16 protein-coding genes are annotated in these 21,555 nt (G+C 31.0%); 5 read left to right on the forward strand and 11 right to left on the reverse strand.

Annotated features, from left to right (window positions below; genetic code table 11):
• Nucleotides 1-64 precede the first annotated feature (64 nt).
• The 3 genes from cas9 to ACUXZJ_RS03370 form a co-directional block, all read right to left on the reverse strand.
• A complete protein-coding gene (gene cas9 / locus ACUXZJ_RS03360; RefSeq protein WP_088466603.1) occupies nt 65-4,447 on the reverse strand; it encodes a type II CRISPR RNA-guided endonuclease Cas9 in 4,383 nt (1,460 codons plus the stop codon).
• Nucleotides 4,448-4,614: 167 nt separating this feature from the next.
• A complete protein-coding gene (locus ACUXZJ_RS03365) occupies nt 4,615-6,096 on the reverse strand; it encodes a GH3 auxin-responsive promoter family protein (protein ID WP_060383763.1) in 1,482 nt (493 codons plus the stop codon).
• Nucleotides 6,096-6,578 carry a hypothetical protein gene (locus ACUXZJ_RS03370; protein ID WP_060383762.1) on the reverse strand — a complete coding sequence of 161 codons (483 nt, stop codon included), beginning with the start codon at nt 6,576-6,578 and terminating at the stop codon, nt 6,096-6,098. Before ACUXZJ_RS03370 ends, ACUXZJ_RS03365 begins: the two co-directional genes overlap by 1 nt.
• Before the next feature lie 148 nt (nt 6,579-6,726).
• Between ACUXZJ_RS03370 and tatA the strand changes: the two genes are divergently transcribed.
• Together tatA and ACUXZJ_RS03380 are read left to right on the forward strand one after the other, a co-directional pair.
• Nucleotides 6,727-6,906 (forward strand): twin-arginine translocase TatA/TatE family subunit, encoded by a 180-nt coding sequence (gene tatA / locus ACUXZJ_RS03375; RefSeq protein WP_088419049.1) that lies wholly within the window; start codon nt 6,727-6,729, stop codon nt 6,904-6,906.
• Between the two features lie 23 nt (nt 6,907-6,929).
• Nucleotides 6,930-7,391 (forward strand): Lrp/AsnC family transcriptional regulator, encoded by a 462-nt coding sequence (locus ACUXZJ_RS03380; RefSeq protein ID WP_014165812.1) that lies wholly within the window; start codon nt 6,930-6,932, stop codon nt 7,389-7,391.
• Here ACUXZJ_RS03380 and argH read toward each other — a convergent pair.
• From argH to ACUXZJ_RS03420, 8 genes are read right to left on the reverse strand one after another with little or no spacing between them, the layout of a single operon-like run.
• Nucleotides 7,388-8,698 (reverse strand): argininosuccinate lyase, encoded by a 1,311-nt coding sequence (argH, locus tag ACUXZJ_RS03385; protein WP_446195777.1) that lies wholly within the window; start codon nt 8,696-8,698, stop codon nt 7,388-7,390. The two genes, ACUXZJ_RS03380 and argH, sit on opposite strands and share 4 nt — an antisense overlap.
• A complete protein-coding gene (locus tag ACUXZJ_RS03390; protein WP_195157827.1) occupies nt 8,670-9,764 on the reverse strand; it encodes a M20 family metallo-hydrolase in 1,095 nt (364 codons plus the stop codon). Before ACUXZJ_RS03390 ends, argH begins: the two co-directional genes overlap by 29 nt.
• 3 nt (nt 9,765-9,767) lie before the next feature.
• Nucleotides 9,768-10,541 (reverse strand): acetylglutamate kinase, encoded by a 774-nt coding sequence (gene argB / locus ACUXZJ_RS03395; protein ID WP_063743469.1) that lies wholly within the window; start codon nt 10,539-10,541, stop codon nt 9,768-9,770.
• Nucleotides 10,542-10,544: 3 nt separating this feature from the next.
• Nucleotides 10,545-11,492, reverse strand: a complete 948-nt coding sequence (locus ACUXZJ_RS03400) for an N-acetylornithine carbamoyltransferase (RefSeq protein ID WP_060383920.1) — start codon at nt 11,490-11,492, stop codon at nt 10,545-10,547.
• 33 nt (nt 11,493-11,525) lie between these two features.
• Nucleotides 11,526-12,650 (reverse strand): aspartate aminotransferase family protein, encoded by a 1,125-nt coding sequence (locus ACUXZJ_RS03405; RefSeq protein ID WP_063744160.1) that lies wholly within the window; start codon nt 12,648-12,650, stop codon nt 11,526-11,528.
• Between the two features lie 36 nt (nt 12,651-12,686).
• On the reverse strand, nt 12,687-13,649 hold the full coding sequence (gene argC, locus ACUXZJ_RS03410; RefSeq protein WP_446195780.1) for an N-acetyl-gamma-glutamyl-phosphate reductase: 963 nt from the start codon (nt 13,647-13,649) through the stop codon (nt 12,687-12,689).
• A complete protein-coding gene (locus ACUXZJ_RS03415) occupies nt 13,636-14,847 on the reverse strand; it encodes an argininosuccinate synthase (RefSeq protein WP_060383917.1) in 1,212 nt (403 codons plus the stop codon). The genes argC and ACUXZJ_RS03415 overlap by 14 nt, the downstream gene beginning before the upstream one ends.
• Nucleotides 14,816-15,388 carry an N-acetyltransferase gene (locus ACUXZJ_RS03420; protein ID WP_201030583.1) on the reverse strand — a complete coding sequence of 191 codons (573 nt, stop codon included), beginning with the start codon at nt 15,386-15,388 and terminating at the stop codon, nt 14,816-14,818. The genes ACUXZJ_RS03415 and ACUXZJ_RS03420 overlap by 32 nt, the downstream gene beginning before the upstream one ends.
• A gap of 627 nt (nt 15,389-16,015) precedes the next feature.
• On the opposite strand from ACUXZJ_RS03420, the gene ACUXZJ_RS03425 reads away from it, so the two are divergent.
• From ACUXZJ_RS03425 to ACUXZJ_RS03435, 3 genes are all read left to right on the forward strand, one after another.
• Nucleotides 16,016-16,972 carry a CZB domain-containing protein gene (locus ACUXZJ_RS03425; RefSeq protein ID WP_063743473.1) on the forward strand — a complete coding sequence of 319 codons (957 nt, stop codon included), beginning with the start codon at nt 16,016-16,018 and terminating at the stop codon, nt 16,970-16,972.
• Nucleotides 16,973-16,975: 3 nt separating this feature from the next.
• The gene (locus ACUXZJ_RS03430) at nt 16,976-18,439 is read left to right on the forward strand and encodes a hypothetical protein (RefSeq protein WP_063743474.1); all 1,464 of its coding nucleotides are present in this window, start codon (nt 16,976-16,978) and stop codon (nt 18,437-18,439) included.
• A 590-nt stretch (nt 18,440-19,029) separates the two neighbouring features.
• Nucleotides 19,030-21,528 carry a T9SS type A sorting domain-containing protein gene (locus tag ACUXZJ_RS03435; protein ID WP_060383755.1) on the forward strand — a complete coding sequence of 833 codons (2,499 nt, stop codon included), beginning with the start codon at nt 19,030-19,032 and terminating at the stop codon, nt 21,526-21,528.
• Nucleotides 21,529-21,555: the final 27 nt, after the last annotated feature.

Genomic DNA, 21,555 nt, shown 5'->3' on the forward strand with positions numbered 1-21,555 from the left:
CAAACAAGAGGATTGTTTGCCCTTTACTTTTAAATAGATCAAACGAGGTAGGTAGAACGGGGGGTTATTTGATTACTCTTGTAATAGTACCTAATCTATCTAATTTTAGTTTCCAACAGTTTGATTTAATTTGAATACCTTCAATGGAGTTTTCCATTTTATTAGAAGTCGTAAATTCCATTTTATTTACAATAGAAGTAGCAACCTCAGCTTTAATAAAAAAACATTGTTTTCCGGAGGAACTAACCATTTTATAAATTCTATTGGTTTGATCTTTTGTTAAATTCCTAAAATCTACAATATCTGGATTTTCTATTTCATCTAATGTAGGTACGAATACTAGATCTTGTGGTGATAATGCAAAGACTAAAGTATTTTTTTCTTGATTTTTTTCTGGCACTGCGGACATTCCTTTCTTTAATGTTTCTAGAACGTCATTAAAAGGAATTGTTTCGAAATAACGATTATTTTCTTGGTCTTTATAAATGGCAAAAAATAAATTAGTTCCTTTTTCGGCTTCTACATATTTATTTTTTTTATTGCCTCTATTTCCTAAAGGAAACTTTACTCCTTCTTCATAAATACGCACCTTATAAATAGGTTTATGATAAAAACCATCGTTATATTTTGCTATCGTTATGTTGAGTTCTTCTATACCTTCTGGAGAAAAAGCTAATTCAGGGCTTTCTTTGTATTTTAAATAATTTTTGAGTATTTTTTGAATTCCTGTATCTGTAATTTTTTCAATAGATTTAAAATCCATACTACTATCTAACACCTTACGCGTAGCTGTTAAGATTTTTCCTTTTGCTGGTGTTTTATACAACAAATGTACTTTTCCTGAAATGGTTTCTTTATGTAATGGTTTTCGTATAGCCCAATTATCTCCTTTAGTTTGCCTTACTTTTACTTTTTTTCCATTTTCGTTATACTTTTCGTAGTAGTTTACGGTTTTATTTATAATCCTTAAATTTTGTTTAAAAGATGGAATAATAAATTCTAAAGTATCTTTGATGTTTTCAGTAAAATCAGCCCAAGGTTTTGTGAAGACCCAAGTATATTTTGTTGAATCATGATCATTGTATTTTTTTTCACATAATTGAGCTCTCATATCCAATCGTGATTTTTGAAATATTTCATGATAGTTATGTTTGTCTATTTTAAAATTTTTAAGTTTTTCACCCTGTATATTTTGGTTGTTCATATAATTAATATGATTACGGGTAATACAGGCAATTAGAATAGCATCTAGAGCATGATGACGATGATCTAGCTTTTTTTTATGAAATCCTTTTGCATATTGATCAGGGACTATAGGTATTATTTTTTGTTTTTGTTCACTATACGTTGTAAACAAATTTGTATTTGTAATTTTATTTAATCGTTCAAAACGATAACATAATAAATCGTTCCAAACATCATTAAGCCCCCAATCTGTTTTAAGTACTCTGGTTATTTTTCCAGAAACAGATAAAATGTTTATAGAATTTGTGCCATTGTCTGTTCCATCTTCTTTTCTAACTATTTTAGATAATAATTGCATTACATATTTACTTACGTAACGCGTATCATTCAACTGATTTTCAATCATTTGTATTGGAATTTCTTTTAATAAAAGATTTTCCCTTTTTGCTTTATTTTTCCCATAATATGTAGTAACAAAATCTAAATATTGTTTTGGACTTAATAATCTTATTGTTTTGCCTTCTTCTAAAGTAATTTCGCGTATTTCATGATTATTGATAAATTCATATCCTAATTGATTATTTTTTAATCTATTTATTTCTGTTTCACATATTACTTTATTTGATAGGCTGTCATCATAATATTTGCTTCTAGGTATAATATGTTCTATTTCATATTTTGATGTAAATAGCTTACTCAAGGGAATAAACTGACCCGTATAAGGTGATATGTATTTTTGTTCTAACCAATTTCTATAATACTGTAATTGTTTTTTGGTGGGTTGTGCTATTTGACTAATTTTTATAATCTCTTCTTCTATATCAATTCCTGAGTTTAAAATACCTTCTTCAAATATTTTTAAAATTTCTTGTTGCTTAGGTGAATTAGGTTTTATGTTTTCAATACCTTCTTTAAGCAACTCTTTAAGAAGTGCTTTTATTCTAATATTAGTTGTTTCATTTTTAGAATTGGTACTTGATATTTTTCTACGTTTATCAACTGGATTTTTTAAATCTTTTCCTAATTCTATATGTATTTCGTTAAAAAAGTCTTTCTTACCTTGGCCTTTTTTTAACCATATATCTCTTACTACTCGAAGGGTTTCAGTTACGACTTGCTCTACAATAGGATTTCTTAAAGCATGTTGTTTAAACTTTTTCAAGAAGGTGTCTATATCTTGAGGTGATTTCCATTTTTCAATTTCAGAGCTTTCGTTGTGACTATTATATACTATATATCCTGCTAACCAAAGTGATAAATTTTTGAAATCATTTTCGTTAGAAAAATGATTTGTTTTTTCTCTAACTAAAGTAGAAATCGTATCATTTTCTTCACCTGTAATAATACATTGAATTTTTTGTTTGGTGATTGGGTCAATATCATCATAATTCCAGTATTTTCCTACTCGCATTAATGGCAATAATTTTTTTATTGCTTTTAAAGAATAAATGGCATAATCATTTTTAAAAGCAGGAATTCTTTTGAAGGTATTTACAAAAGATTTCGTATCAAGTTGATTTTTAAGTGCAAACTTTGCTAAAGCCTTTTCATATTGTTTTTTATCTGTTACAGAATAAATAATATGCCAAAGGTTATCAAGTCTTTTTTTGTTTAGAAAATCGTCTTGAATACTAGTAATTTTATCTAATTTATTTTTTAATAAAAAATACGTTTCACCACAAGGATAGTTCTTAGATTCATCTTTTTCATGATCATAGATATAATTCCAACGATATTCTTTTACCTTACTCTTAACTTGTTTTGGTTTTAGATCAGGAAACTTTGTCTTTATTAAGTATTCTAATATTCCTTTATGATCTATTTCTTTTTTATTCCATAAGAAATCAAAAAGCTTTTCAATATCTCGTTCGTTAGTAAGAAAAAAATCCGTATAATTATCGTTAGTTAATTTTTCGTATATTTTTAGATTCTTTATCCATTGCCATAAACGAAATTCTTGAAATAAAGGATGTGATTTAGCAACTGCTGGTATAAACTCTGTAATTTTTTTATCCTCTTTTTTAAATGTACGACTTTCATAGCTACATTTTCCAATATTGTATTTTGGTGCTTTTAATGGACGTTGGTAATACAAAATATCATTAATAAATAGGTACGCTATATCCTTATTTTTTAGTTCATTTTTATATATTTCATTTTTAGGATATAATTCTTCTAAACAAGCTTTATAAAGTTTAGAATTGTTTAACTCTGAATGATATTCTTTTTGTTTATTAATAATTTGTTGAAGTTCTTCTTTATAAATACTTCTATCAATAGTTTTTATAAGAGCTCCTTTTATTTTAAGATCAGGATTGTTAAGCAACGCATCATATATATAGGTTCCAAGAGTTTTTCCTGATTCGTAAATTTCTTTTTCTGTCTTTTTTTTAAGTAGCGTCCAATCTCCTTCACTAGGAGCTCTAAAACTTCTTTTTTCTTTTCCTTCTTTATCTTTCTTTATTGAACCGTCTTGATTTAAATCAGTAGTAACAATAAAATTTTTTGTTTTTCCTTCCCAATTAAATAAAGGAGTTTTACTCTCTCGTCTATATATCCATCCATTTTCTAGATTAATACTATACCATCTTTTGTTAATTCCTTCCTTGGCTTCATCCGCTGTAACTTTTATAATTTTTAAAGAATAAAATTCTACCAGCTTATCAGGCGTATTCTCTTCTTCTTCATCTCTTAACTGATTATACCCTCTTTTTTGATTAAACTGTAGTAATAACCAAGCTAATTCTTCCTTTTCTATTTTTTGGCTTAATGCTTTTTTTCGTAAATAATAAATAGTCCAATCATACGGGATTTTTTGATTATTTAGAAATAACTCTGGATGCTTTTCTTGAAATTCTTTTAACATTTCAAAAAAAGAGTTTTGAAAAATAAATTGATTTTGGTTATATACCAACTTGGGTTCTGTATTAGGTAAAAATTTGCCCAAATATTTCTCAAAATCAATACTTTCGGCATAATGCTTCGGTAAAAAATCCAGTACGTTTAAAACCCTATGTAAACGCTCTCTTCTTAATAAAAAACGTTGTATTAATTTTCGTTTACTACGATAATCTGTACGTAAAGCCGTTTGTGTTTCAGTAGCTGCTCCTGAACCAAACTTATCTAAAATATCTTGTGTCATAGGTATAATTCTACTACCAGCTGCTAAAATCTTACCTTTTTTGTTTTCACAATCTTCATTTACTAAAGCCCAACCAATAGAATTGGTGCCTATATCTAATCCTAAGTTAAATTTTGTCATTAGTTTAATTATTTATAACAATATTATTATAAAAAATAAACTAAAACTATTTTTTTTAATCAAAAAATTGTATATTCGTACAACAAAATTTGAAAGCAATTCACAATAAGGATTATTCCGTTGTGAAAACATTTAGGTCGCCTCTTGCCTATGATCAGGAGGCTTTTTTATTTAAAAAAATCTGCTATTTTCCTGTCGTTAGATAACCTAGGCAATTTATTTTGTCCGCCTAATTTGCCAATAGATTTCATGTATTCTTGAAAACCATTCTTTGTAACCCCAGTAATTACAAGGTTTTTTAGCACATGACCTGTTATTAGATCATCATAATACACGTTTTGTTTCCGCATCGCTTTATCTATTTTCAAGGCAAAAGCTTTTAAATCTTGGGGTTCGTTTTCAAATTCAATCAACCATTCATGATAGGGTAAGCCTTCCACGGGGTTTATTTGAGGAGCTACAGTAAATTCATTTACTCGAACAGATGTCCCTTCCATAGCTTCTTGTAAGGCACTTTCTACTTCTTTACCTATGACATGTTCTCCAAAAGCTGAAATATAATGTTTGATACGTCCTGAAACTATTATTCTATAGGGTTTTAAACTGGTAAATTGAATCGTATCACCAATATTATAAGCCCAAAGTCCTGCATTGGTAGAAATAATCAAGACATAATTAATACCTAATTCGACTTCTCCAATGGTATATCTTTTAGGGTTTTCTGTAAAAAACTCATCTGCTTTTATAAACTCGTAAAAAATTCCAGAATTCAACAACAAAAGCATTCCTTTTTCTTTCTGAGAATCTTGATACGCGAAAAAACCTTCGGAAGCTGGAAATAATTCTATAGCATCTACTTTTCGCCCAATTAAATTTTCAAATTTTGCACGGTAGGGTTCGTAATTTACGCCACCGTAAATAAACAAATTGAAGTTTTTAAAAACCTGACCAACTGGCATTTTAGCTTTTTCAGAAAGTTTTTCAAAATACATTTGTACCCAAGATGGAATTCCAGAAATTACCGCCATATCTTCGTGAAACGTTTCTTCTACAATAGCATTGACTTTGGTTTCCCAATCTTCAATACAATTTGTTTCCCATGATGGCATGCGATTTTTTTGAAGATACTTTGGTACAAAATGTGCCACAATTCCTGATAATCGACCCAGTTTAATCCCATTTTTTTCTTCCAGAATTGGGCTCCCTTGCAAAAAAATCATTTTCCCGTTTACAAAATCAGCTTTACCTGTTTCATGTACATAACTTAAAATAGCATTACGAGCTGCTTTTATATGATACGGCATAGATTCTTTTGTTAGCGGAATATATTTTGCTCCTGAGGTTGTACCAGAAGTTTTAGCAAAATAGAGTGGTTTTCCTTTCCAAAGAATGTTTTCTTCTCCGTTGACTACGCGATCTACATAGGGACGTAATTCCTCGTAATCTCGTACAGGAATATTTTTAGCAAAATCTTCGAATGATTTTATCTGCTCGAAATGATGATCTTTACCAAACTGGGTATTTTTTGCCTGTTGAAGTAACTGTTCAAAGACTTTTTGTTGGGTTTTAATAGGGTTATTTGCCCAATTTTGTGTTTTATGATGAATGAAGGAGGCAAATAGTTTTGCTCCAATACTTTTAATCGACATTATTTACTATCTTTTTTCGCAGCTTCTTCTACTTGTTTTCGTAATTCTTTTTCTTCTTCAGACACTTTCATGTCATACTCCGAAGGATCTACGTAATCAGAAGCTAAAATAGAATCTTTGTTTACTTTAGCATATTCTAAATCGCCTGTTAACACTTTTTTTACTGACTCGATATAAGCATTATTCTTTTTGATTTCAAAATCCAATGAATCAGATTTTAAACCTAACATTAATGCTTTTTCTTTTAACTCCGTTGATGAATATCCTGGAATATATTCACGTAAAGGTGTAAATGCAATAATATAAGTAGTAATAGAAATTAAAAAAATGGCACCAATAGTAGCTAATAAAAAAACATTTAATATAGTCAATCGAAGTGAAAATTGCTCTTCAAAAGTATCTTCATTTAAGATAATTAAACGTCTTTTTGTTATTATCTTATCTAGAAATTCTTTGCGTTTGAATCTTTTAAGTATCGTCATAAACTCAATTTATACGTACTACAAATATAGGAAAATAGAATGGCTCTTCATTATACGAATAATAATTCGTTAAAAATTACATTTGAGTTTTTTCTTTATTATCTTTGCAGTATAATTTAAATGCAAATTTTGCACAATTTTTAAAAACATGGGAAGATTAGGTCCAACGGAAATTATACTAATAATTGCAGCTTTATTATTGTTATTTGGAGGTAAGAAAATTCCTGAATTAATGAAAGGTTTAGGAAGTGGGTTGAATGAATTCAAAAAAGCTTCTAAAGGCGAAGAAACAACTACTACTAAAAAAGAAGAAGAAACTAAAGAATAACTCTTATTATTTACTTTCTTTTTATGGATAAAATAGACGCAAAAATTCTTAATATTTTACAACAAGATTGTACACTTTCTGTGAAAGATGTTGCGGCTATGGTAGGTCTTTCTTATACCCCTACTTATGAAAGAATTAAACATCTTCAAGAGTCTGGTGTTATTAAAAAAAGTGCTGTTATCCTTAATCCTTCAAAAGTAGGTATCAAACTTTTTGCGTATTGCAATATCACTCTAAAAAAACAATCTCGAGAGCATTTAAAAAATTTCGAGGATGAAGTTATGAAAATGCCTGAAATACTAGAAGTTACTAGTCTTTCAGGTATTTACGATTATATGTTAAAAATTGCGACTACAGATATTGATGCTTACAATAATTTTGTAGTGAATAAATTAGCCAATATTCCAAACATTGGACAATATCACAGTAATATTGTGATGAGTATGGTGAAAAATGAAACTTCTTACTATTTAGCTGAGGATTAAATCATTTTCTTTTTCTTTTTAATAAACTCCTCTTTGATTTTATCATTTTGCAAATTACCAATACTTCCTTCGTGGGTATGGTTTAGCGTTTCATAATTATAGATAAACTGATTTTCTTCCACTTGTTTTGAAACTATTTTATAGGCTTCTCTGAACGGAATACCGGATAAAACCAATTCGTTAACGGCTTCAACCGTGAATAGATTCAAATATTTTTCGTCTGATAGAATGTTTTGCTTAATGGTAATATTTTCTAACATTACTTGAAGCATGTCTAAACATTCTTTCAAGGTTATAATCGCTGGGAATAAACATTCTTTGGTTAATTGCATATCCCTGTGATACCCCGAGGGTAAATTGTTAGTCAATAACGTTAGCTCATTAGGCAAAGCTTGAATTCTGTTGCATTTGGCTCTGATCAATTCGAAAATATCTGGATTTTTTTTGTGCGGCATGATACTACTTCCTGTGGTTAATTCTTTAGGAAAACTAATAAATCCGAAATGTTGATTCATGTACAAACACACGTCCATTGAAAATTTGGTCAGTGTAGCTGCTATTCCAGATAAAGCCATAGCAGTTGTTTTTTCCATTTTTCCTCTCGTCATTTGAGCATAGACCACATTATGATTCATCGATTCAAAATTGAGTAGCAAGGTGGTGAATGTTCTATTTAAAGGAAAAGAAGAACCATAACCAGCACCAGATCCTAAAGGATTTTTATTAGCCATAGCATAGGCCGCTAAAATCAGTTCTAAATCATCACTTAAGCTTTCTGCATAAGCGCCAAACCACAAACCAAACGAGGAAGGCATTGCTAATTGAAAATGCGTGTAGCCTGGCAGCAAATCGTTTTTGTGTTTCTCGCTCAAATCAATCAAAGTATTAAAAACAGTTTCGGTCTTTTCGACAATTTGTTTCAATTCTGATTTTAGAAACAACTTAATATCCAACAATGATTGATCGTTTCTGGAACGACCGGCATGGATTTTTTTTCCTACCTCTCCTTTCATTTGAGTTAGTAACAATTCGACTTGGGAATGCACATCTTCTACACCCTCTTCAATTACAAATGACTTATCAAGTACCATTTTCAGAATGGATTGCAACCCCTCGTGGGCTTCCTTTAGTTCTTCAGTAGTTAATAATCCTATTTCATGCAACATAGATGTATGAGCCAAAGAACCTTTGATATCAGCTTCTGCCAAATATAAATCCCAAATAATATCTTGGCCTATCGTAAATTGTTCCACCATTGCTGAAATGGAAGTTTTTACGTTATCTGATGTATTTTGCCACAACTTCATAGTCTATCGTATTAAATTTTTCTAGCATTTCAATATAGATTGCAATGCCTTTGTTGATTTCTTCCACATAAATATATTCATTGGCTGTATGTGATCTTGCCGAATCGCCTGGTCCCATTTTGAACGTTGGAAAACCACTCATCAACGCCTGATCTGAAGTGGTTGGTGAAGCATAAATAGCTCTTCCTAATGCGATACCACTTTGCACAATTGGATGCTCTATTGGAGCAAATGAAGGATTCAAACGAGTCGAACGCGGAATGACTTCGCAATCCACATATTGTTTGATAATTTCCAAAGCTTGTTCGTTATTGTATTTATCGGTGGTTCTAATATCCACTGTAAACTGGCATCTTTCTGGAACCACGTTATGTTGTACACCCGCATTGATAATAGTTACCGACATCTTGACTTTGCCCAGCATTTCCGATTCCTCTGGAAATTCGAATGTTCGAAACCATTCGATATCCTTCAACGCTTTATAAATGGCGTTTTCTCCTTCTTCCCTAGCGGCATGTCCTGATTTCCCGTGGGCAATACAATCAATCACAAAAAGTCCTTTTTCTGCGATAGCGATATCCATTTTGGTAGGTTCGCCCACAATACCGAAATACATCTTTCCTAATTCTGGTAAAACGATTTCCACTCCGTTATTTCCAGAAATTTCCTCTTCTGCGGTGGCTGCATAAATCAAATTGAACTGCAAATCCTGTCTGTCATAAAAATGCAAAAAACAGGCCGCTAGAGAAACCAGTGGTCCACCAGCGTCATTACTTCCCAAACCATATAAAATCCCGTCTTCAATATCTGGGCTAAAAGGATTTCTAGTATATTGTTTGTTTGGTTGTACCGTATCGTGATGTGAATTCAGTAAAATTGTTGGTTTTGAATCGTCAAAATATTTATTCTTTACCCAAACATTATGTAGCAATCGATTAGTAAGAATCCCTTTTTGAACAAAAAAATCATTCAGAATTTCAGCCGTATGATTTTCTTGTTTACTAAACGATTGTGTCGCTATTAACTTTTTTAGCAATTCCAATGCTTCTTTTTGTAATTGTTCCATTCTTTATACTATTAAAGTTCCAATAAACGACTCGCCTTGTTCACTAGCATAATCGGCATGACAGATTTCGACCCTCGTTATTTTAGATTCACTCGCTTTAAAAGCATTTTCCAATTTAGGGAGCATTCCTTTTGAAATAATTTGTGCCTCTTTTAAAGATTGATATTCTTTCTTATCGAGCTTTCTTAACCATGAACCATCGACTTCAGGATTTGTCAACACCCCTAATTTTTCAAAGCAAAATCTAAGATTCACTTCGTTCGTTTCAGAAAGTGCTATAGCTACTTCGGTTGCAATAGTATCGGCATTGGTATTTAATAAATTACCTTTTCCATCGTGGGTAATTGGACTGATAACGGGTACAATTCTATTGTCTATAAGATTTTGCAAAAAACCGGCATGAATACTTTCCACATCACCTACCCAACCGTAATCAATAGTTGGATGATTTCTTTTTACCGATTGAATACAATTTCCATCTACACCACTTAATCCAATGGCATTGCATGATTTTGACTGTAATTTAGCCACAATGGTTTTATTTACCAATCCGGCATAGACCATCGCAGTAATTTTTAAAGTCTCAGCATCAGTAATCCGTCTACCGTCGATGATTTGTTGTTCAATATTCAAATTCTTTGCTACACTGGTAGCCAATTTTCCGCCACCGTGAATCAAAATTTTTGGTCCATCCAACTTAGCAAATCTGTTAAGGAAATCATCTAATTTTATTGCATCGTCAATAATATTCCCGCCAATTTTTATTACATGTACCATAGCTTAAAAATTAGATTCCACTATTTTTTTCAATACCGTTTGAGCCGCATATACTCTGTTTTCAGCTTGTTGTAGAATCAACGAATTTTCGCTGTCCAAAACCTCATCCGATACTTCTACATTTCTTCTCACTGGCAGACAATGCATCACTTTTGCTGAATTGGTTACTTCCAATTTTTCGTTAGTTAACATCCAATTTTCTGTAACAGGTAAAACCTTTCCGTAATCGGTATACGAAGACCAGTTTTTTACATAAACAAAATCGGCATCCTGTAATGCTTTTTCCTGATTGAATTCGATTGTTGCGCCTTTTGTAAACTCCTCGCTCAATTCATATCCTTCAGGATGTGTAATAGTCAAATCATAACCGCTGGACAAAGTCCATTCGGCAAACGAATTGGCTACCACCTGCGGAATCGGTTTGATGTGTGGCGCCCAAGTCAGCACCACCTTTGGCTTCTCTTTGGTTTTGTATTCCTGAATTGTAATCATATCCGCCAAACTTTGTAACGGATGTCTTGTTGCCGATTCTAAACTCACCACTGGGACTTTAGCATATTGCATAAACTGATGGATAATTTTATCGGCATAATCCTCTTCTTTATTTTCCAGATTGGGGAAACAACGAATGGCTAGAATATCACAATACAAACCCATTACAGCAGCTGCATCTTTAATGTGTTCCACAGTTTTTCCGTTCATCACGGCTCCTTCTTCAAATTCCAGTGCCCAACCATCGTTGTTTACATTAAGAATCATCACTTCCATTCCTAGGTTTTGTGCGGCTTTTTGCGTACTCATTCTAGTTCTCAGGCTCGAATTGAAGAATAACAATCCGATGGTTTTATTCTTCCCTATTTGAGATATTCTTTCTGTTTTTTTTAATTCTATGGCTTCTTTCACTAAAGCCATGGGGTCTTCAATATCGTTTACTGATGTAAAATGTTTCATTTCTCTTTCATTAATCATTTCTAATCAGGACGTTTACTTCAAAATAATCTTTAAAGCTTGTAACAATTCGTCCAATTCTTTTTTCGTCACTGCCAATGAAGGCAAAATTCTCAGGGTATTTTTATTGCTCGCGGTTCCGGTAAAAATTCCGAATTCGTCCAATAATCGTTTACGTACAGCTGCGCAAGGCTCATACAATTCGATGGCAACCATTAATCCCATGCCTCTGATTTCTTTGATATTTGGAATGTTTTGCAATTGTTCCATGAGATACTCTCCCATTTTTTGGGCATTCTCCATTAGGTTTTCCTTTTCAATCACTTCTAAAACTGCTAATCCAGCAGCGCAAGCCAAATAATTTCCTCCGAAAGTGGTTCCCAGCATTTCTTTTTTTGGCTGAATATGCGGCGCGATTAAAACACCAGCTATAGGAAATCCGTTGCCCATTCCTTTCGCCACAGTAATAATATCGGGCTGTATTCCCGCATGTTGATGGGCAAAAAATTTCCCCGTTCTTCCGTAACCCGACTGCACTTCATCCAAAATCAAAACAATACCTAGTGTTTTACACTTTTGCGCCACATGTTGTAAAAATGCAGGCTCTGGAATCTGAATACCGGCAACGCCTTGAATTCCTTCAATAATGACACAGCACACCTCATCGTTTACGGCTTGGTCAAAAGCATTACTATCATTTAATGGTAAAAAAGTTGTGTTGTTGTTTTCGTTCACTGGTGCTACAATTGCAGGATTATCTGTACTTGCAACGGCCAATGATGTTCTACCATGAAAAGCCTTATTAAAAGCGATTATTTTTTTTCTTCCATTATGAAAAGATGCCAATTTGAAGGCATTTTCATTTGCCTCTGCACCTGAATTGCACAAAAACAACTGATAATGAGTATAGCCCGAAAGTAGGCCTAATTTTGTTGCCAATTGTTTCTGCTGGTCAATCACAATCGAATTGGAATAAAAACCAATTTTATGCAACTGTTCTGTAAGGCTTGAAACGTAATGAGGATGCGTATGACCAATGGAAATTACGGCATGACCGCCATATAAATCCAAATAGTGTTTTCCGTTTTTGTCCCATAAGTCCGAACCTAGTGCTTTCACAATTTCAATATCTGAAACCGAATACACGTCGAATAGATTCATTTGTGTTGGGTTATTTATAGTTATTGTGTCCATAATTTAAAATGCGCTTGGTTTTAATTTTAACCCTGTTGTTTCGGGTAAACCGAACATCAGATTCATATTTTGCACCGCCTGTCCTGAAGCTCCTTTCAATAAATTATCAATTACGCTCACGATCATGACATCCTCTTCGTTTTTTTCCAGATACAGCAAGCATTTATTGGTATTCACCACTTGTTTCAAATGAATGTTTTTAGTTGAAACAAACACAAAAGATTCCTGCTTGTATTTTTCTTCAAATAACGATTGCAATTGTTCTAAAGACTGATTTGATTTTAAAGTGATACAGGCCAAAATACCTCTGGTAAAAGAACCTCTTTGCGGTAAAATATGTAGGTTGCCCGAATACACTTGCTGAACTTGCTGTACGCTTTGATTAATTTCTGCTAGATGCTGATGTGTAAAAGCTTTGTATACCGACAAATTATTCTGTCTCCAACTGAAATGCGAAGTTTCAGTCAATGATTGACCGGCACCTGTAGATCCTGTTGTACACGAAGCATACACATCACCACTCAGTAAACCTGCTTCGGCCAAAGGCAGCAACGCTAATTGAATGGCTGTTGCAAAACAACCCGGATTCGCAACATAATTAGCATTTTGAATCGCTGTTTTATTCCATTCTGACAAACCATAAACAAAAAAATGATTAGCCGCAATTCTATGGTCCTGACTTAAATCGATTATCTTAACCGAAGATGAAAATTCAGTCACTATCTTTTTAGCTTCACCATGCGCGACGCATAAAAAAACCACATCGATATCAGAATGATACGTTTCAGAGAATTTCAAATCGGTATCACCAAACAAATCATCATGCACTTCATAAATGAACTTCCCAGCATTGCTTTTACTATGCACAAACCCAATTTCCACCTGCGGATGATTAATCAGGATTCTGAGTAATTCTCCAGCTGTATAACCAGCTCCACCAATAATTCCGGCTTTAATTATTTGCATCACTCAATTCTTTAGTAACCTGATGGTAAATCGAGGTTTGATTGCCGAATATTTTTGTAAATCCTTTTACATCTTCGCCGCTCCAGCCGTTGTTCATTTCACCGTATGACCCGAATTTTGCCGACATTAAATCAAACGGACTTTCAATCCCGTTCAATTCATATCTATACGGATGCAAGGTAATGTACACCTCGCCACTAACGGTCTTTTGAGTGTGGGCCAAAAAAGCTTCTATATCTCTCATGGTGGGATCCAGCATTTGGCCCTCATGCAACCAGTTACCGTACCAGCTTGATAATTGTTCTTTCCAGAATAATTGCCATTTGGTCAACGTATGTTTTTCCAGTAAATGATGAGCTTTGATAATCAATTCTGGAGCTGCGGCTTCAAAACCCACTCTTCCTTTAATCCCTATAATCGTATCTCCTACGTGAATGTGTCTTCCAATTCCGAAAGGTTGTGCCATTTGCTGTAAATATTCAATGGCAATAGACGGATGTTCAAATGAATGTCCATTTACTGAAATCAGTTCGCCTTCATTAAAACTCAATGTAATATCTACAGATTCAGTAGCCGAAACTGGTGTTGGCCATGCTTCTTCCGGTAAACTTTGATACGAAGTCAACGTTTCTTTACCTCCTACAGAAGTTCCCCACAATCCTTTATTAATACTGTACACCGCTTTTTCGAAATTGAAGCTTACACCATGTGATTTCAGGAATTCGATTTCCGCTTCTCTGCTCAGTTTTTTATCTCTGATTGGTGTAATGATTTCCACATTAGGCAACAAATGATTAAAAATCATATCAAAACGCACTTGGTCGTTACCAGCTCCTGTACTTCCATGAGCAATCGTGTGAATTCCTAATTGGATGGCATATTCGGCAATACTTTTTGCCTGAACCGCTCTTTCCGCACTGACACTTAAAGGATATGTTCCATTTTTTAATACGTTACCATAAATTAGATACTTAATGCAATCGTCATAATATTCCTTGCGTACATCAATGCATATATACGATGCCACACCACTTTGCAATGCCTTTTCTTCTAAAATTGCAATCTCTTTCTGATCGAAAGCTCCAGTATTTATTGTTACGGCATGCACTTCGTAATTTTCAATTTTACTCAAATACACCGCACAATAGGTTGTGTCTAAACCACCACTATACGCTAATACTATTTTCTTTTTTTGCATTTTTTTGTTCTTTGATATTAATGTTATACAGCATGGCTGTACACAAACAATTTTTATAATTTTTACTTTGCAGAATTTCGAAATTCACACAACTCTGGCAACCTTTCCAGAATTTTTCATCGGTAGTTAATTCCGAATAAGTTACTGGCATATAACCTAATTCCGAATTGATTCGCATCACAGCTAAACCAGTGGTTAATCCAAAGATTTTAGAATTAGGGTATTTGGTTCGTGATAATTCAAAAATTTTAGATTTGATCATTCGTGCCAATCCGCTCTGACGGAATTGTGGTGATACAATCAATCCCGAATTCGCCACATATTCTTCATTTTGCCAGGTTTCGATATAACAAAACCCAGCCCATTCCTTATTTTCTGTCAAAGCAATGATCGCTTTTCCTTCTTGAATTTTTTCAATAATGTATTCAGCCGATCGCTTTGCAATACCCGTACCTCTCACTTTCGCTGATGCTTCCATCTCATCGCATATCGTCTGGGCAAAGTGAATATGGTTATTATTTGCAATTTGAATACTAAACATAGATTAATTTTTGCGCAAATATACAAATAAAAAGATATAATATCTATTTATTATATTTAATTAAATTTTTTATCTATTAAAAACAATAAAAATAAATAATTACACTTAATTAATTTATAATGTATGATATTCCATTGATGTTAATATTCTAGAAATAGAGGTTATGCTGTAAAATAGATTTCAATAAAACTATTGGTCTTATTTTAAAGTTCGAAACATGTTTTCATGCAAAACAAAATGTTATAAAAAGAAGTATTAGAAGAAGTTATTTATATTTAAATCACCAAAAGTTATTAAAATATACAATATTGGATTTAAAAAAGCTAGTTTGTTTTTAAAAATAAAATTATTTTTTTTAAAATTAATTTTATTTAATTTCTTTTCATTAATTTGAGAAAATTATAAATAAATTATCTTTTTAAATCATAATTTAAATAAAAAACAAATATAATTTTAAACTATTTTTAAAATATATTTAATTTAAACAAATGTTTTTTTTGAATAAATTTTGATTATAATAACATCAAATAACCTGTTTAATGAATTTATAATAAAACTAGGTTAAAGATTTTAAGACAATATTTATAATGATTATTTTTGTACTAAAAAACTAAATATTTACTTGATATGGAAATGAAAATTAGCTTCGAACAAGCACGTTTGGACCATTTAGGTTGGATGCATAAAATGAGAGACCTATTAGACGGTAAGGTGGAATTAGTCGAAAGTGAAATTGTATCACACTTGCAATGCCGTTTGGGAAAATGGTTTGAATCAGAAGGTCGGGATGAGTTTGGAGAATTGGAAGAACTACAAAAGTTTGATGTAAAGCACGTTAAACTTCATAAACTTGCTAAAGAAATTTATATTGAAAACAAACAAGGTAATAAAGCAATTGCGGAAGAATTGTTTGTAGATCTTTCTAATACTTCACAAGAAATTGTAACCCTTTTAAATGAGGCAGAAACAAAATTAAATGTAGGTGTTACAAAAGTAGTGGAAAGAGAGATACCTATTAAGTTACTAGATGATGCTGCTCCTTGGGATAAAAGCAATACGTTAGTAATAAAAATATTACCAAATAACGAGATAGAATATGTAAACGCGTTTTTTACAGAGGTATCAAGCTTTGAAAATAAAGACTTGATGGGTAAAAACTTTAATTCGATTCTTCATCCTGATATTCCAAAAGCTATTGAGAGACTAATACTTGAAAATAATAAAGAAGCTGAAAGAACTACTAAAATTTTAAAATTTGTTACTTATAACGGTAAATTCGTTTGGGCTGTTGCGGATTTTATACCTACTATAGTTGACGATGAAATAATGGATATTACTGTTAAATTATCTGGAGTGAACAATGCTATTTTAGCTAAGTTTATCATTCCTTTATACGAAGAAATTAAAATAATAGAAGCTAAAAAAGGAGAGTCAAGTGGTATTTTATTCTTGAATAATTTCTTAGAAGAACGTAATCGTACGATGGACGAGTATATTCAGAATCTTATTATAACGGGACGAGATTCTATTAAAAGTGCTGAAAAAAGAAGTTGGTTAGGTAAACTTTTTAATTTCAATTTGTAAATCATGCGTTTTTTAGCCCCAAAGATCCTTAACAACAGTAGAAAAGTAAGACTCTACTGGTATTCTACTGCAAACTATTTAGGTTTGTTTCTAAGTATAATAGCTGGTTTTTTTCTATTCCCTAAATCACTTAATATATTGGGTGAAATTAAGTATATAGAGACAATTGGTTATTTTGTTTTTCCTTTTTTTCTTTTTGGATTAGCACAAGGCTTAGTAAAATTTACACCTTATTTCGAGAAGTTTCATGTTCCTAAATTACATGGAACTTCCCTACTAATATCAGTAGGGATTTTTTCTCTATTTTTTACAGGACTTGTTATTTTAAATAAAATTAATCCTTTTAATAAAATTGTTTATTACGAATTTGGTCTTATTTTGGGTTTAATTTTAGCCTTGATAGATTTAACAAAAAGTGTTTCTATCATATATAATAAGGTGAGTTTTTTGATAATTTTAGAGAAGGTTGCTCCTCGTTTATTTTTACCTATTCTTTTTTACTTGAACTACACAAAAGTTATACCTAACAATGAATTGCTTTTACTTTATGTTCTTTGTTATGCGGTATTAACATTTATTATGCACTTTTATGTAACTAAAGATAGTAATACTAACTTTTCTCTTAAATATTATTTTCTATTTGAAAAAGTAAGCATAAAAGAGTTTTTTGAATATTGCTTTTTTAGTTTTTTAGGTTCTTTTGCTTTATTGTTAATAAACAAGATTGATAGTATCATTGTTCCTAGTTATTTGTCAATGAGCGAAAATGGTTTGTATTCTATTTTAACAACATTAACTTCTATTATTTTTATGCACGCTACAGGGATAAATGCTATTTATGGAGTGGCTATTTCAAAATTGTTGTTAAAAAAGAAAATCTATTTATTAAGTCGATTGTATAAAAATTCAACCTATCATGCCTCTTTTTATTCTTTAATATTTATAGGTATTATAATAATTGCTTTACCGTATATAAAAATTACACTAGATCCTCATAATCAATTTTTAAATATAGAAACTATTATTTGGATTCTATGTTTAGGAGCTTTTAGTAACGTGGCTACTGGTTTTAACAGTGAAATTATTGCTTATTCTAAATATTTTAAATTTAATTTATTTATAGTAGCTATCTTATTATTGCTAAATTTAGCTATAGTTATTTATTTTTTAAAATTTACGGAGTTAGGTTTATTAGGTGTTGCTATCAGTTCTACTACTTCTATTGTATTATATAATATTTTTAAAACTTATTATGTATATATAAAATATAATATACTTCCTTTCAGTAAGAGCTATTTACAAATCATTTGCTTGAATATAATCTTTTTTATAGTAATTTTAAATATTCCTTACCAAGAACAAACTCCCTTCATAACATTTATAATATTATTAGTTTACTTAACTTTAAATATTATTTTTTATAAAATGTTTAAGAATAATCGTTTTAAACACAAGGTTATCAAATAATAAAAAAATCGTTCTTAGGAACGATTTTTTTATTTATGTAAAATTTCTATTATAAGTTATACCATTTAAACTTTGACATTTCCTCTTAATATTATTTTTTAACCTTGAGACTGTCCGAAAAGTTCGCAATCTTGTTATTTCCACCAAATGGAGAAATCACATAATATTAATTATGAGACTCACTCCTTACGTAGGAGTGACAAACTGTATGTTGATTTAGACACTATCCTATAAAAGCAATAAAAATTAGTATTGGTTCTCGATGCGCTTCTCGCTCGAACTAATGATGATTTCAATTATATACTCAACCGCTTGTTAGAGTTGTTTTAAAAATGAAAAAAACAGATCGAGAATTTTACTTTTTAATCTAGTATATTTTAAGTTTAAATGGTATCAAAATAATATTTAATCTAAAAAAATGTATTTTTTTTGTTTTTTACTCTTTTTATCCTTACAATAAACTTAATTATTAAACATATTTTTACAAATTAACTTTATTTGACTCGTTTTTGTATAGATGTTTATATTTTAATTTAAGGTGCTTGTTTTTGTAAGCTTATTTATCTAATTTGGATATTTAAATAAAAATTATGAGAAAATATTTATATCTTTTGATGTTTTTTACGCTTATTGGCAATGCGCAAAATCCTGGACAAATTGCGCAAAAATTTGGTTCAATAAACGGATTTGATGGTACTGTAAGTACTATTACTGTACAACCTGATGGAAAAATACTTGTAGCGGGTACTTTTCATAAATATTCTGGACAACTGGTAAAAAAAATAGTACGATTAAATGGCAATGGTACAATAGACCCATCTTTTTCTACGACAATACTTCTTGATGATGACATAACTTGTATTGCTGTACAACCTGATCGAAAAATACTTATAGGAGGACATTTTACCACCTATAACGGAGTAAATCAAAATAAAATTATACGACTAAATAGTAATGGAACTAAAGATAATAGTTTTATAATTGGATCTGGATTTGATGCTAGTGTAACTAAAATCCTCGTACAACCTAATGGAAAAATTATTGTTGGGGGAAATTTTAACACTTATAATGGGACTACTCAAAATAAAATAGCTAGGCTAAATAGTAACGGTTCTAGCGATACTTCATTTGTAACAAATACAGGTTTTGATAATTTAGTAACTGATATGGCTCTTCAAGCTGATGGAAAAATCTTAGTTACTGGTTTATTTTCAACATACAAAGGTCAAACTGTAAATAATTTTATACGTATCAATGCAAATGGTACAAAAGATAACAGTTTTAATAATGGTAGTGGTTTTGATAGTACAATTAACTCTATTGCCATACAAACTAATGGTAAAATTATTATTGGAGGAAATTTTAAGAATTTTAATGGTATTTCTCAAAAATATTTAATTCGATTAAATAATGATGGATCAAAAGACGGAACTTTCGATACAGATGTAGTTTTTGATGGTGCTATAAGATCATTAGCTATCCAAAATGATGGAAAAATTGTAATAGCTGTAATAGGAAAACCGTATGTACATGTTGGTCCTTTAGAAACTAATATAATTCGTTTAAATCCTGATGGAAAAAAAGACCTTGATTTTAGTACAGGAAGCTGTAAAAGAAGCCTTATTTGTCTTTCACTTCTTCCTTGTGGAAAAATCATAGCAGGAGGATATTTCACTATTTATGGTCAAGGATATTCAGCTAATAATATAGTTTCAATAAATACAAATGGAACATTTGATTTAAACTTTAACCCTAATATTGGTTTTGACAAAACTATACTAACCGCAGTAGAACAAAAGGATCGAAAAATAGTTTTAGGTGGTCATTTCACACGTTATAAAAACAATTTATCAAACTATATCATCCGTTTAAATCCTAATGGATCTAAAGATAGATCTTTTAATGTAGGAAATGGGTTTGATAAAAATGTATCAGTAATTGTAGTTCAACCAGATAGGAAATTAATTGTAGCAGGGTCTTTTAGTACTTACAAAGGAGTTACAGAAAATCATATTATCCGTTTAAACCCTGATGGAACTAAGGATGTAACTTTTAATACAGGAACTGGATTTGATGGAAATATTAATGTTATTCTTTTACAACCTGATGGAAAAATATTTTTAGGTGGTGAATTTACAAAATATAATGAAGTTACTGCAAACCGAATTATTAAACTAAATTCTAATGGTAGCATTGATACTTCTTTTAACACAGGTACTGGTTTTGATGGAGATGTATTAACAATGGCTTTAGAACCTAATGGAAATTTAATTGTAGGAGGTGAATTTAGTTCATACAATGATGAAGCTGAAAAAAATATAATTCGATTAAAAGCAGATGGGGTTAAAGATACGTTATTTAATATTGGTACTGGTTTTGATAGTGCTGTAAACAATATTACTTTACAAGCTGATAGTAAAATTTTAGTTAGTGGTTACTTCTCTAATTTCAACAATTCTAGTGCAAATTACTTTGTAAGATTAAATACAAATGGTACTATAGACACAACATTTAACATTGGAACTGGTTTTAACAGTTCACCTTCTGTTATGCTAATACAAACGGATGGAAAAATTATTGTTGGAGGGTCTTTTACCAGTTTTAACGAAAATCAAGAAAATTATATTATCCGTTTAAACTCTAATGGAACTAAAGATAGTACATTCATTACAGAAAATGGTTTTAATAATTCCGTTTTATCTATTACTCCTATTAGCAATGGAAAAATTTTAGTTTCAGGTAATTTTAATAACTACAAAAATTCTATAAATACCGCTTACTTGGTAAGTTTATATAATAATTCTAGTTCACCTAAAATTTCTGTTGCAAAAGAGGAGGAAAGTAATAACTTTAAACTAAGTAGAACAACGAATATTTCTATCTTTCCAAATCCAACTAGTAATATTTTAAACATTAATTTAGATAATGATTCTTCCATCTCTTCTATCCAAATATTAAATTTAGAAGGTAAGGTTGTACATGAAGATATAAATGAAACTATAAATGTTTCTGAATTACCATCAGGATTGTATATAATCAAAATCAAAACGGATAAAGAAGAAATAATTAAAAAGTTTATTAAGGAATAACTTAAAAAAATCCCAATTTCCAATTTG

This window comes from Flavobacterium sp. TN-1, assembly GCF_052828645.1.

Excerpts from the sequence above, each read along its gene's own strand:
- cas9 (WP_088466603.1), bottom strand. The coding sequence starts at position 4,447 with ATGACAAAATTTAACTTAGGATTAGATATAGGCACCAATTCTATTGGT.
- ACUXZJ_RS03365 (WP_060383763.1), bottom strand. The coding sequence starts at position 6,096 with ATGTCGATTAAAAGTATTGGAGCAAAACTATTTGCCTCCTTCATTCAT.
- ACUXZJ_RS03370 (WP_060383762.1), bottom strand. The coding sequence starts at position 6,578 with ATGACGATACTTAAAAGATTCAAACGCAAAGAATTTCTAGATAAGATA.
- tatA (WP_088419049.1), top strand. The coding sequence starts at position 6,727 with ATGGGAAGATTAGGTCCAACGGAAATTATACTAATAATTGCAGCTTTA.
- ACUXZJ_RS03380 (WP_014165812.1), top strand. The coding sequence starts at position 6,930 with ATGGATAAAATAGACGCAAAAATTCTTAATATTTTACAACAAGATTGT.
- argH (WP_446195777.1), bottom strand. The coding sequence starts at position 8,698 with ATGAAGTTGTGGCAAAATACATCAGATAACGTAAAAACTTCCATTTCA.
- ACUXZJ_RS03390 (WP_195157827.1), bottom strand. The coding sequence starts at position 9,764 with ATGGAACAATTACAAAAAGAAGCATTGGAATTGCTAAAAAAGTTAATA.
- argB (WP_063743469.1), bottom strand. The coding sequence starts at position 10,541 with ATGGTACATGTAATAAAAATTGGCGGGAATATTATTGACGATGCAATA.
- ACUXZJ_RS03400 (WP_060383920.1), bottom strand. The coding sequence starts at position 11,492 with ATGAAACATTTTACATCAGTAAACGATATTGAAGACCCCATGGCTTTA.
- ACUXZJ_RS03405 (WP_063744160.1), bottom strand. The coding sequence starts at position 12,650 with ATGAATCTATTCGACGTGTATTCGGTTTCAGATATTGAAATTGTGAAA.
- argC (WP_446195780.1), bottom strand. The coding sequence starts at position 13,649 with ATGCAAATAATTAAAGCCGGAATTATTGGTGGAGCTGGTTATACAGCT.
- ACUXZJ_RS03415 (WP_060383917.1), bottom strand. The coding sequence starts at position 14,847 with ATGCAAAAAAAGAAAATAGTATTAGCGTATAGTGGTGGTTTAGACACA.
- ACUXZJ_RS03420 (WP_201030583.1), bottom strand. The coding sequence starts at position 15,388 with ATGTTTAGTATTCAAATTGCAAATAATAACCATATTCACTTTGCCCAG.
- ACUXZJ_RS03425 (WP_063743473.1), top strand. The coding sequence starts at position 16,016 with ATGGAAATGAAAATTAGCTTCGAACAAGCACGTTTGGACCATTTAGGT.
- ACUXZJ_RS03430 (WP_063743474.1), top strand. The coding sequence starts at position 16,976 with ATGCGTTTTTTAGCCCCAAAGATCCTTAACAACAGTAGAAAAGTAAGA.
- ACUXZJ_RS03435 (WP_060383755.1), top strand. The coding sequence starts at position 19,030 with ATGAGAAAATATTTATATCTTTTGATGTTTTTTACGCTTATTGGCAAT.